We start from the raw sequence: 12,713 nt of genomic DNA, 5'->3' as shown, positions 1-12,713 counted from the left end.
TCCAAACATTTTTTGTGTTAATCTTGCTTTCTCATACGCTTTCGGAATTTTTCACCGGAAATGGGGGTTTCACTTTTTAAACTATAAGGAAGTGACTTTTCAAGAGCTAGAAACGAAAATTAAAGAGTATAAGGCTGACGGGAAGAAGTTGTTTACAACCTCTTCTTTTCAAACGCACAGCCTGGTAATGCTGCACATGCTGAGCAGAATAGATAACTCGATCCCCGTCTATTTTATCAATACCGGCTACCTTTTTCCAGATACAATAGCTTTTAAGGATCAGGTGGCTAAAGAGTTCGGAATAAAAGTGCTCGATGTAAAATCGAGTATGCCAAGAAACATGCAGGTAGGTAATGACGGCAAGCTGTTATTTACGAGTGACCCAGACTACTGCTGCTACATCAATAAAACGCAACCAACCGATGCTTTGCTTCAAGAGCACGACATTTGGATCAATGGCGTAAGAGCTGACCAAAGTGCTGTAAGGGCAGCTATGAAAGTGGAGCAACCTGCGCCGCATAATACGTTTCGGTTCCATCCGATGCTGGACTGGAATGCAAAGATGATTTTTCAATACATCAGGGAGCACAATTTGCCGAGGCATCCCATGGACGCCAAAGGCTATATGAGTATCGGCTGTGAGCCATGTACCCGTAAAATGGATCCTGAAATGCAGGAACGTGAAGCCAGATGGTTTGGGATGAAAAAAACAGAATGTGGTTTACATACTGACCTAATCAGTAAATAGATGCGAGTATTAATTACAGGAGGAGCCGGGTATATTGGAACCCAGGTGGTAGGGAATTTGTGCCAACAGCCAGAGGTTGAGAAAATCATTGTGTATGACAACATGAGCAAGGGCAATTTCAATTTTTTCTTTGGCCAAAAGTACCCTGGTCACGAAAGGATAAAGCTGGTCTCGGCTGAGTTGCTCGACAGTAGAACCCTTAGGAAGCACCTGAAGGAAGTGGATGCAGTGATTCATTTGGCAGCCAGGGTAACCACACCATTTGCCAACACCGACTCACACTTTTACGAGCAGGTAAACCACTGGGGAACCGCAGAGTTGGTGTATGCAGTTGAAGAGCTGGATAATGTAAAGAAACTCATATACACCAGCAGCACCGCTGTTTATGGCGCCAGTGAGGATCTTGCCACCGAAAGAGCCGACACTGATCCGTCTACGTTTTATGGTATTTCGAAGCATAGGGGAGAGGAACATGTCGTTCGATTGGGAACAAATAAGGATGCGGTTATACTACGGTGTGGCAATGTATACGGCTACAATAAGAGTATGAGGTTCGATGCCGTCATCAACCGGTTTATGTTTGATGCCAACTTCGGCAATCGAATCCAGATTTTTGGCAATGGCAAACAAGCCAGGGCTTTTATACACGTGACGCACGTAGCTGAGATTATCAAGGAGACTTTGTTGAAGCAAGTGCCGTCCGGAATCTACAATGTTGTTGATAAGAACTTGCCCATTCTGGACATAGTGGATGCCATGAAGGAGATGTTTCCCGAACTTGAGTACACCTTCATTAACCAGCACATCAGCCTTATGGAATTGAAAGTGAGCCCTGAGACACTGCTCGCAGATTATATCAACATGCCTCATCCGGAAAGCCTGAGGCAGGAGCTGCTTGAATTCAAGGAGAAGTTCTCTTTTTAATCACTATGGGTTTCTTCTCCTGCAGTCGACCTAAACTGGATTTAATAGTATTATGATCGCTGATCGCTTGTGGATCATTACACATTGTAAGGTAATTAACGACAGACTGCTTCATTCATAAATTTTTGGAATTTGAATGTGAAATTGTCAGAACCTGCCAAAGCTTTCGTTTTGATTTTTTGTCAATGATTTTTTGCCCCATTCATTGGTTTAATCCAATTTTGTATGGGTAATAATGATTTTTTTGAGTAAATCGTAGATTGAAACATGGCTTTGAATCTCTGATTTCAAAACACTGACCAAATAGTTGAAATAAATGCGAAAAAATTGTATTTCAAAAAGCCATTTCGGGTTCTCTTTAGTTAAGTGGTTGGGGCTGGTAAATTTCTTTTTCGCTAAAAAAAGAGTTTTTCTTACCGTAATTCTAGCTTCTGTAGTTTTTTTTGGGCAGGCCCAAAATAAGATAATTTTCTCCGACTCTAAGGTAAGTGCAAAACACCACGTTTCGGACGGATCTCCTCTTGGGAAGGTGGACAAAAGAAATATTGCTTCGGTTCAGAAGAATAACGAATACGGAGTCAATAGTATTTATGATGAGCATGGTCCCCTGGTGGAGCCGGGTGAAGGACGACTTTTTTTTAGCAGAAGCAACCACCCCGACAATGTAGGAGGTACCAAAGACGCCGAGGATATTTGGACTGCAACCTGGGATCCAAAGACGCATAACTGGACAAAAGTTGAGCGCCTCCCGCCGCCCTTGAACAACAGAGGCCCTAATTTTGTCACCTCCATTACGGTCGAAGAGGGAGTCGTTAATTTGATTTTGGGTAATACCTACGAGAATGGAGAGATTTCAGGCGAGGGACTTTCCTATTCTGAGCTTCGCAATGGTAAGTGGACTACACCCGTTAATTTTACAATAAAAGGTTTCAAGAATAAGTCCGGATATGCTGACTTTTTTGTCTCTGAGGACGGAAAGCACATGCTAATTTCCGCAGAAATGGACGATTCAAGAGGCGGGAGGGATATTTATATCAGCCACAGAGTAAGTAAAAAGGCATGGGATGCGCCTACCAATCTTGGGGTCTTGAATACCCCAGGAGAAGATACCTCTCCATCGTTTTCGCCAGACGGTCGGTTCCTTTTCTATTCCTCTGACGGGCAGGAGGGCTACGGCGGCCTCGATATCTTTTATTCAGTTAAACAAGGAGACAATTGGAACGAATGGTCGGGACCGAAGAACCTGGGTAATCAATTTAATGACCGGCATGACAACAAGCACTTTAGCCTGCCACCAATTGGGGAAAAGATATACTTCGTCTCTGGCAACGAGCAGGGAAATCAGGATATTTACTCATTTGTTACCACCTCGGAGGAGTTATACTCCGAATTGACTGGTGAGGATATCTGTTTTGCCGAGAAAATCTTCACCAACGAAAACGCATTTTCGCACAAGCTTACGTGCAATCTCTGTGTCGATTTGGAATACCAGTCTGAGAGTAATAATGGGGAAGTAAAATATCGCTGGGACTTTGGCGACACTTTTAGTGGAGAAGGACGATCAGTCAGTCATTGTTATGATACTCATGGCACCTATGATATAAAGCTTTCAATTTTGGAGGCCTCCACCAGCCGAACAATATATGAAATTGATCACGAGTATGAACTGAATGAGTTTCTGGAGCTCAAACTCGACGAAGAAGTGTCGGGTGTTATCAATGAACCTTCCAGATTCAAATCTCACTTGGCGGGAGCATATCCGGCCAATACCGAGTTCTATTGGGACTTTGGGGACGGTTACTTTGCTTGTGGTGATGAAGTGAGCCACACTTATATACTTCCAAATGACTATGAAGTGAGGGCACTGGCTTCCTTTCACTGGCAGGGCAGGGTGCGGTACCTGATGACCACATCGACCGTTTCTGTGAAACTGACAAAATAAAAAGCTGGCCTTTGAGCCAGCTTTTACTGTGGTTTTCTATTCTTTCTCTTGAAATCTCAGCAATATTCTTCAAAAACATCAACCAAATGAGCTGCAATCATTTGAGCATTGCGGCCCTCAATGTGGTGTCTTTCTACGAAGTGAACCAATTCACCGTCTTTAAAAAGTGCGATTGACGGAGATGAAGGAGGATAAGGCAAGGTATATTCCCTGGCAGTCTGAGTAGCCTCTTTATCTACACCTGCGAACACCGTTCCTAAAAAGTTCGGCTTCTTAGCGCTATTGGCTAACGCCATCTTCACTCCGGGACGGGCTGCTCCAGCCGCACATCCACACACCGAGTTGATAACAATTAGCGAAGTACCTTTGTGGTCTTCAAGATGATTTTCAACATCTTCGGAAGTTCTTAACTCAGTGAATCCTGCACTGGTAAGGTCTGTCCTCATGGGGGCAACTAGTGGTTCGGGATACATTTCCTTATCTTTTTAAAGTTCTATTTATTTCTGAATGACGGCTTAAACGGCCGCTGGATGAATAAACTAATTTACATGAAGCCTAGTTCCAATTTGGCGGCCTCACTCATCATATCTTGCGTAAATGGCGGGTCGAACGTAAGCTCAACCTCCACGTCGTTTACTCCCTCTACCTCTTCAATTTTGGCCTTCACCTCACTGGGAATGGCCTCGGCTGAAGGACAGCTGGGGGATGTCAATGTCATAGACACAAAAACGTTGTTGACGGGAAATATACTGATCTCGTAGATCAGACCCAACTCATATACGTCCACAGGAATTTCCGGGTCATACACCGTTTTGATGGCAGCAATCACCTTTTCCTTCAAATCTGCTTCTTGCTGATTTTGATTTTCCATAGTTCTCAGCGTTTTTGTCTATGTGTTTGTTCCGGCCAACTTAGTCTGAAAGGCCAGTGCATATAACTTCATTTGCTTGATCATCGACGAAAGTCCGTTCGACCTTTGCGAGCCTATCAACTGTCCCATGCCTATCTTTTCTATAAAGAAGAGTTCGGCTTGCATAATGTCCTGTGGCTTTTGGCCCGACAGTACCCGGATCAATAAGCTGATAAGCCCCTTCGTCACTTCAGTATTGCTATCTGCACTGAACTTTATTACTTCGCCTACCAGTTCTGCTGTTAGCCATACTTTTGATTGACAGCCCTTGATAATATTGTGATCTACTTTTTCGCTTTCATCCATTGCTGGAAGCGTAGCGCCCAACTCCATAATGTAGAATATCTTGCTTTCACGGTCATCTCCAAGTATATCAAATTCGGAGATAATTTCTTCCTGAATGCTTTTTATCGACTCCGTCATTTCAATTTTTTCTACCGGCAAGCAGGGTAACCGCTTCCGCCAGCCGGTCAATTTCCTCTTTGGTATTGTAAACAGAAAAGGAGGCCCTAACCGTTCCTTCAATCCCTAAATGTTTCATCAGAGGTTGCGTACAATGGTGTCCCGTGCGGACTGCTATACCTCTTGCGTCCAAATACATTCCCACATCAAGCGGGTGGTAACCGTTGACCAGGAAAGACACCACACTGACTTTGTCTGCTGCCTGCCCAACTATACTCACTCCTGGGATGCTTTCAAGCTTTGCCGTGGCGTAGTGCAATAGTTCTTCCTCATGCGCTGCAATCCGATCCTTTCCATGCTCATTCACAAAGTCGATAGCTGCCCCAAAGGCAACGACATCGGCGATGTTGGGCGTGCCGGCTTCAAACTTGTAAGGAATGGCGTTGTAGGTGGTCTTTTCAAAGGTTACTTCGCTTATCATTTCCCCGCCGCCCTGATAGGGTGGCATTGCTTCCAGCAAACTTCGCTTGCCATAGAGAATTCCCACGCCCGTTGGGCCATACATTTTGTGCGCAGAAAGTGCGAAGAAGTCCACATCGAGTTTTTGTACATCCACTTCAAGGTGGGCTGAGGCCTGTGCTCCATCCAACAAAACAACTGCCCCATGTTGATGCGCCAGGCTGATTATTTCAGCTACCGGATTTATAGTGCCCAGGGCATTCGAGGCAAATACAACCGAAACGAGCTTAGTTTTAGCTGATAGTAGTTTTTTGAACTCATCAATGATGACTTCTCCTTTTGGGTTGATTGGAATCACCCTCAGAATGGCACCTTTCTCCTCACAAAGCATTTGCCAGGGCACAATATTGGAATGGTGCTCCAGGGTGCTGATGATGATTTCGTCACCCTTGTCGATAAATTTTCTGCCCCAGGTCGAAGCCACAAGATTGATGCTCTCTGTGGTGCCTTTGGTGAAAATAACCTCTTCTACTTCTTTAGTGTTGAGAAAAGCGGCAGCCTTCTTTCTGGTCTCCTCGAAATCAGCTGTAGCTCTTTCAGCTAACGTATGAACACCTCTGTGGATATTGGCGTTGTCTGTTTCATAGTAGTGATCCAGCGCTTTAATGACGGAGGAAGGCTTCTGATTTGTTGCAGCGTTGTCGAAATAGATCAAAGGTTTGCCATTCACTTCCTGGTGTAGCACTGGAAATTGCTTCCGTATTGATTGAATGTCCAATGACCAATCTATTGTTGAAGCTGGGCTGCCCATGACTAATTTTCTATTTTGTCGGTAATTAATTGCTCGAGGTATTCTCTGACAGGCTCTACGGATATGTTCGCAATCACGTCACCTGCAAATGCGTGCAGAAGCATCGCCTTGGCTTTATCTTCTGAAATTCCACGGGCCCTGAGGTAGAACAACTGTTCGTTATCCAGCTGGCCTGTGGTACAACCGTGTGAGCACTTCACATCATCTGCCCATATTTCGAGCTGCGGTTTGGTATTGATCACAGCGTTGGGGCTGAGCAGGATGTTGTTGTTTTGCTGGAAGGCATTGGTTTTTTGCGCATCCTGACGAACAAATATTTTTCCGTTAAAAACACCGTGCGACTGATCGTCCATGATGCCTTTGTACAACTCATTGGAGAATGAATTAGGCTTTCTATGGTCAACAGAAGTGTGGTTGTCTACATGCGTTTTCCCGTCTATCAGGTACAATCCGTACATGTGTGCCTCAGTGTTTTCATCATCCAGGGCAATGTAAAGGTTGTTTCTCACCATCTGCCCACTTAGCGTGACGGTATTGATTATACACTTGGAATCTCTTTCCTGATATACCAGCGAATTGTCAATCCGCAGTGCAGTTTCGTTTTCGAGCTGGAGCTTACTCCATTCTACGGAAGCATTTTTTTTGCAGAAAACCTCCAAAACGGTGTTTGTATATGAAGTATTCGCTCCGGTGGAGAAATTAGCTTCTATCACCTTCAGTTGAGCCCCCTCTTCTACAATCGCCAGATTTCTGTAGTGCGCAAGCATCTCAGTAGCCGATGTGTCATTTGAATGAATGATATACAGCGGCTTATCCAGAACAGTGTTTTTCTTTACTCTAATAAAAATACCTTCTTTTGCAAATGCCGTGTTGAGGTGCGAGAAAGCATCCGGCCACGACTTAACAATGCTGCCCAGGTATTCTTTTAGATCGCCTTGTTCTTTAACAGCCGATGCAAGAGAGGTAACAGTAACTTTTTCGCTTAAATCTCCCAAATCTGAACGGGAAGCATCCAGCTTACCATTGACGAAGTAAAGCTTATAGCCCTCAAAACTGTCAAGAGGGGTGGGGGAGCTGGCGGCGGCAGTTTCGGCTACAATGCCCTGGTAAGCTATGTTCTTTTCAAGTGCCTTGCCAAAGTTGGTGTAGCGATACTCTTCATGCTTTGGCCCGGGTAGTCCCGATTTGAGAACAGCGGCCAGAGACTCTTTTCTTAGCTCGTGCAAGAAAGTTGATTTGCTGCCATTTAAGCTGGCTTCAAACATTTCGAATGCCTTGCCGACGGTGTTTATGTATTCGTTTGGGGTTGTCATTACTTTCGAATTTTCAGGTTAAAAGAACTAAGCAGAAACTATGTCAGCTTCTTCTTTGATCCAGTCGTACCCTTTTTCTTCGAGTTGTAAGGCCAGGCTCTTATCTCCCGACTTGATAATGCGTCCCTTGTAGAGAACATGCACAAAATCAGGCACTATGTAGTCGAGCAGTCTTTGATAGTGTGTAATCAGAATAGTGGCGTTGTCTCTTGTCTTGAGTTTGTTGACGCCATTGGCCACAATTCGCAAAGCGTCAATATCAAGCCCACTATCCGTTTCGTCCAGAATGGCCAACTTCGGTTCGAGCATTGCCATTTGGAAAATCTCATTTCTTTTCTTTTCTCCACCAGAAAAGCCTTCGTTCAACGACCTGCTAAGCAAAGCCTGGTCGATCTCCACCAGTGCCATTTTTTCTTTCATCAATTTAAGAAACGAAACAGCGTCCAGTGTTGGCTTGCCGTGGTGCTCTCTTACTTGATTAAGAGCGGCTTTAAGAAAATTGGTCGTGCTTACACCAGGTATTTCTACGGGATACTGGAAGGCAAGAAAAACACCTTCCCTGGCTCTTTCCTCTGGAGAAAGATCCAAAAGATCTTTGCCAATATATTCTACTTCTCCACCTTCAATTTGATAGTCTTCCCGACCGGCCAAAACAGAAGCCAGCGTACTTTTTCCTGAACCATTCGGACCCATAATAGCATGAACTTCTCCTGGCTTTACTTCCAGGTTAATTCCGTTGAGGATCATCTTTCCTTCTACCGAAGCTTTAAGGTTCTTTATCTTTAACATTGTCAATTACTTTTCTTTTTCACTTTTGCCCGACCTTATTTTCAGGCGTATAAAAACATAATTTTCGTCTGCTGAGTTTCTGCTTAGCCCACGCTGCCTTCGAGGGATATAGCCAAAAGTTTCTGAGCCTCAACAGCAAATTCCATAGGCAGTTGATTCATCACCTCTTTTGCGAAGCCATTTACGATAAGCGCCACTGCATCCTCTGTGGCTATTCCTCTCTGGTTGCAGTAGAAAATCTGGTCTTCTCCGATTTTCGACGTCGTAGCTTCGTGCTCTACAATTGCCAGTGGATTCTCCACGTCGATATAAGGGAACGTATGTGCTCCGCATTTGTCGCCAAGTAGCAATGAGTCACATTGAGAGTAATTTCTCGCACCTTCGGCACGTTTCATTACCTTCACCTGTCCACGGTAGCTGTTTTGGCTTTTGCCTGCAGAAATACCCTTCGAAACGATCCTTGAACGGGTATTTTTACCAATATGGATCATTTTGGTGCCAGTGTCAGCCTGCTGATAGTTGTTGGTAACAGCCACTGAATAGAACTCTCCAATGGAGTTGTCCCCTTTCAGGATACAGCTAGGGTATTTCCACGTCACCGCAGACCCGGTTTCTACCTGTGTCCATGATATTTTCGAACCGTCGCCAGAGCAAAGGCCACGCTTGGTAACAAAGTTGTAAATGCCGCCTTTGCCTTCTTTGCTTCCTGGGTACCAGTTTTGCACGGTCGAGTACTTCACCTCAGCATCTTTGGCAGCAAAAATCTCAACAACGGCCGCATGAAGCTGATTCTCATCTCTCATAGGAGCAGTACAGCCCTCCAGGTAGCTGACATAGGATCCTTCTTCTGCTACAATCAGCGTCCGTTCAAACTGCCCTGTGTTCATGGCATTGATCCGGAAGTAGGTCGAAAGCTCCATTGGGCAACGCACACCTTTAGGTATGTAGCAGAAAGAACCATCGGAAAACACCGCAGAGTTAAGGGCGGAGAAATAGTTGTCGTTGACTGGCACTACTGACCCGATATACTTTTTAACTAGTTCGGGGTGTTCTCTCACCGCTTCTGAGAAAGAACAAAAGATAATGCCCAGTTCGCCAAGTTTACTTTTGAAAGTGGTAGCCACCGAAACGCTGTCCAGCACGGCATCAACTGCCACACCTGTAAGTCTTTTCTGCTCGTCAAACGAAATACCAAGCTTCTCAAAGGTAGCCCTCAACTCTGGGTCTACTTCGTCGAGGCTCTTAGGCGATATCTTTTGCTTCGGAGCAGCATAAAAAATGATGTCCTGATAATTAATTTCCGGGAAAGTAACATTTTGCCAGGTTGGCTCTTTTAAAGTCAACCAGTGACGGTAAGCTGAAAGTCTCCATTCCAGCATCCATTCAGGCTCTTCTTTTTTTGCAGAAATAAACCTGACAATATCTTCATTAAGACCTTTGGGTGCCGACTCAGTTTCAATATCGGAGTGAAATCCGTATTTATAATCTGATTTGGTGAGCTCTTCCAGTATTTGGTTGTCCTTACTCATCCTCTACTTATTTAGACTGATTATAATTAAAGCAAATGTACAACATAAATTACTACCCCAAGACTTGAGGAGTCATTTTTTTCGCAAAAGGGGCATGAAAATTAAACCCGATAAAGGTTTTAAAACTATGGCACTCATAGTAAAACCTTTATCGGGCTAAATAGTTTCTGAAATAGGTACTAAAAACTGATATGGCGGCTCAGGCTTTCTTCGAGACTAATCAGGGTTTCCGTCCTTTCAATTCCTTCCACCTTTTGAATCTTGTCATGAAGCACTTCTCTCAGATGTTTGGTGTCTCTGCAGTGAAGCTTGACGAAGATACTATAGTTACCGGTGGTGTAGTTGACGGTTACAATTTCGGGAATTTCTCTCAAGCGCTCAACGACCTCATCATATAGAGAGCTTTTTTGCAGGTAAATACCGATAAAGCACGTAATATCGTACCCGAGTTTGGAATAGTCTAACTTGAGAGTGGTGCCCTGAACGACGCCCATTTCTTCAAGTTTTTTCATTCTCACGTGAACTGTACCCCCCGAAACGAACACCTTTTTGGCAATTTCAGTGTATGGAATCTTGGCATCTTCCATCAATAGGTTCAGAATCTTCAAGTCTACATTATCAATTTCGTAATTTTTACTCATTTTAACTACCCTGATTTAATAATCTACTATTATGAGAGGTTCGAAATTATGTGTTGTACATTTTTTTATCAAATTTATTAAAAATATTTTAATAAAATCAAACTCTTGTTAATTTTGTTGCAGTCAATTAGATGAATTGACTTGCATATCACAATGTAGGGTGATGAAATTGGCAGCCATGCCCTCCTGTCTCGGGGGTGGGGATAAGGAATAAAGTCCACATAGAGCTCGTGTGGACCTAACTGCTCCGTGGAGGTTCGAATCCTTCTCCTACAGCCATCATTTTTGGGTTAATGTTGTTTATTTGGAAACCGGTATGAATTTCGTTCTACCGGTTTTTTTTATTTTCATTTATTGACTTTCACACCGCAGGCCTCTCGCAACAAGACTTAATCATTTGATTTTTTGCCGTTAATAGCTTATATCGGATGAATAAACAATATGCCTTAGCGATAGTCATATTGGCAGCTCTACTTAAACGATATCAGAACTATGAAAGATTATCCCTGGTTAAAACACTACCCCGCTGGTGTTGCCAAAGAAATTAACCCCGATGAGTATACATCATTGATTGAACTGCTCGGAGAGGCCATGAAGAAATATGCAGATCAGACTGCGTTTCTCAACATGGACAAAGGCTTTACCTACAGGGAGGTGGATGAGAAGTCGACACAGTTTGCTGCCTATCTGCAGAAAAAATTGGGTCTGAAAAAAGGAGACCGCATAGCCATCCAAATGCCAAACTGCCTGCAGTACCCCATCGTCATGTTTGGAGCCATCAAGGCTGGGCTTGTGGTGGTTAACACCAATCCGTTGTATACACACAAGGAAATGGAACACCAATTCAAGGACTCGGGCGCCAAGGCCATTGTGATTGTTGCCAATTTTGCGTTTAACCTCGAAAAAATAATAGCCAACACCGATATAAAGCATGTCATTGTTACTGAGTTGGGTGACTTCTTAAAGGGTATAAAAGGGCCCATCGTAAACTTCGTAGTGAAGCGTATAAAGAAGATGGTGCCGTCCTTTAGTATCCCCGGAGCCATCAGTTTAAAACAAGCTATGAAGGAAGGTGCCAGTCTTCAATTTGATAAGCCGGAGATCAGGGGAGAAGACGTGGCGTTTCTGCAATACACAGGAGGTACCACAGGTGTGTCCAAGGGAGCCACATTGTCGCATCGTAACATGGTTGCGCATACCTTGCAGACGACGCAGTGGTTTCAGCCGATTTTCGTGGAAGGCGAGGAGGTGGTGGTCATCACCGCACTACCGCTTTATCATATTTTCGCCTTGGCGGTGAATGGCCTGCTGATGTTTCATGTGGGAGCAAAAAATGTGCTCATAACAAACCCGAGAGACATGAAAGCTTTTTGTGCCGACATGAAAAAGAACCCGTTTAGCATTATTACTGGCGTTAATACGCTGTTCAACGGCTTGCTTAATCAGGAGAGTTTCAAAACGCTGGACTTTAGTAAACTTAAGGGAGCGATTGGCGGTGGCATGGCCGTGCAAAAGGCAGTGGCTGAAAGATGGAGGGAAGTGACCGGGTGCCCTCTGGTAGAAGGATATGGATTGAGCGAAACCTCGCCGGTACTTGCTTGCAACCCACTTGATGGCACTCATAGAAATGGGTTTATAGGCTTGCCAGTTCCAAGTACGCAAATAGTGCTGCTGGACGACGATGGAAAAGAGGTGCCTGTTGGTCAGCCTGGAGAAATATGTGCAAAGGGCCCACAAGTAATGAGTGGCTATTGGGAGAGACCCGACGAAACGGCGAAAGTGTTTGTTGATGGTTGGTTCAAAACCGGCGACATAGGGATTATCGACAAGGATGGTTTTGTGAAAATTGTTGATCGGAAGAAAGAAATGATTCTCGTTTCTGGCTTCAATGTCTATCCGAATGAAGTTGAAGACACAGTAGCCAGCCACCCGAAGGTTCTTGAGGTAGGTGCTATTGGGGTGCCCGATCCAAAATCGAACGAGGCTGTAAAAGTCTTTGTAGTAAAAAAGGATCAAAGTCTTACTGAAGAAGAGCTCATAAGCTTTTGCAGGGAGGGCCTGACACGCTACAAAGTACCGAAGCATGTAGAGTTTGTGAAAGAACTTCCCAAATCTAATGTTGGTAAGATTCTGCGGCGAATTTTGAAAGAAAATGATGCGAAGGTTAATTCTTATAATTGAAAGCCAGATATTTGTGACTTTTCGATCAGGCTTTGGAATGTTTTTGGATCAACTGTTAAACGCT

At 44.2% G+C, this 12,713-nt stretch carries 12 protein-coding genes and 1 tRNA gene; 5 read left to right on the top strand and 8 right to left on the bottom strand.

Translation table 11 applies throughout. The features are described 5' to 3' along the window. Positions 1-91: 91 nt before the first annotated feature. From AAC052_RS10820 to AAC052_RS10810, 3 genes are all read left to right on the top strand, one after another. Positions 92-748, top strand: coding sequence for a phosphoadenylyl-sulfate reductase (locus AAC052_RS10820; RefSeq protein WP_317492302.1), 657 nt, complete (start codon positions 92-94; stop codon positions 746-748). Then, a complete protein-coding gene (locus AAC052_RS10815; protein ID WP_317492301.1) occupies positions 749-1,672 on the top strand; it encodes an SDR family oxidoreductase in 924 nt (307 codons plus the stop codon). 529 nt (positions 1,673-2,201) lie between these two features. Then, on the top strand, positions 2,202-3,614 hold the full coding sequence (locus tag AAC052_RS10810; RefSeq protein WP_317492300.1) for a PKD domain-containing protein: 1,413 nt from the start codon (positions 2,202-2,204) through the stop codon (positions 3,612-3,614). Positions 3,615-3,670: 56 nt separating this feature from the next. Here AAC052_RS10810 and AAC052_RS10805 read toward each other — a convergent pair whose 3' ends face one another. From AAC052_RS10805 to AAC052_RS10770, 8 genes are all read right to left on the bottom strand, one after another. Beyond that, positions 3,671-4,087, bottom strand: a complete 417-nt coding sequence (locus AAC052_RS10805; protein WP_151997397.1) for a BrxA/BrxB family bacilliredoxin — start codon at positions 4,085-4,087, stop codon at positions 3,671-3,673. Between the two features lie 71 nt (positions 4,088-4,158). Beyond that, complete coding sequence (locus tag AAC052_RS10800; protein ID WP_151997396.1) at positions 4,159-4,485, bottom strand: SUF system Fe-S cluster assembly protein; 327 nt, start codon at positions 4,483-4,485, stop codon at positions 4,159-4,161. An 18-nt stretch (positions 4,486-4,503) separates the two neighbouring features. After that, on the bottom strand, positions 4,504-4,947 hold the full coding sequence (locus AAC052_RS10795) for a SufE family protein (protein ID WP_317492299.1): 444 nt from the start codon (positions 4,945-4,947) through the stop codon (positions 4,504-4,506). 1 nt (position 4,948) lies between these two features. Continuing rightward, on the bottom strand, positions 4,949-6,196 hold the full coding sequence (locus AAC052_RS10790; RefSeq protein WP_339813160.1) for a cysteine desulfurase: 1,248 nt from the start codon (positions 6,194-6,196) through the stop codon (positions 4,949-4,951). A 2-nt stretch (positions 6,197-6,198) separates the two neighbouring features. Continuing rightward, complete coding sequence (gene sufD, locus AAC052_RS10785) at positions 6,199-7,509, bottom strand: Fe-S cluster assembly protein SufD (RefSeq protein WP_339813159.1); 1,311 nt, start codon at positions 7,507-7,509, stop codon at positions 6,199-6,201. A gap of 27 nt (positions 7,510-7,536) precedes the next feature. Further along, positions 7,537-8,298 carry a Fe-S cluster assembly ATPase SufC gene (sufC, locus tag AAC052_RS10780; protein WP_317492296.1) on the bottom strand — a complete coding sequence of 254 codons (762 nt, stop codon included), beginning with the start codon at positions 8,296-8,298 and terminating at the stop codon, positions 7,537-7,539. Between the two features lie 83 nt (positions 8,299-8,381). Continuing rightward, on the bottom strand, positions 8,382-9,827 hold the full coding sequence (gene sufB, locus AAC052_RS10775) for a Fe-S cluster assembly protein SufB (protein ID WP_151997391.1): 1,446 nt from the start codon (positions 9,825-9,827) through the stop codon (positions 8,382-8,384). A 179-nt stretch (positions 9,828-10,006) separates the two neighbouring features. After that, positions 10,007-10,468, bottom strand: coding sequence for an Lrp/AsnC ligand binding domain-containing protein (locus AAC052_RS10770; RefSeq protein ID WP_151997390.1), 462 nt, complete (start codon positions 10,466-10,468; stop codon positions 10,007-10,009). 154 nt (positions 10,469-10,622) lie between these two features. Between AAC052_RS10770 and AAC052_RS10765 the strand changes: the two genes are divergently transcribed. Together AAC052_RS10765 and AAC052_RS10760 are read left to right on the top strand one after the other, a co-directional pair. Further along, positions 10,623-10,747 (top strand) — tRNA-OTHER (locus tag AAC052_RS10765). 213 nt (positions 10,748-10,960) lie between these two features. Beyond that, complete coding sequence (locus AAC052_RS10760) at positions 10,961-12,649, top strand: AMP-binding protein (RefSeq protein WP_317492295.1); 1,689 nt, start codon at positions 10,961-10,963, stop codon at positions 12,647-12,649. Positions 12,650-12,713: the final 64 nt, after the last annotated feature.

The organism is uncultured Imperialibacter sp., from assembly GCF_963974565.1.
Classification (GTDB): Bacteria; Bacteroidota; Bacteroidia; order Cytophagales; family Cyclobacteriaceae; genus Imperialibacter; species Imperialibacter roseus.
The sequence above is the reverse complement of the archived record's forward strand: the minus strand, read 5'-3'. Positions and strand labels throughout refer to the sequence as shown.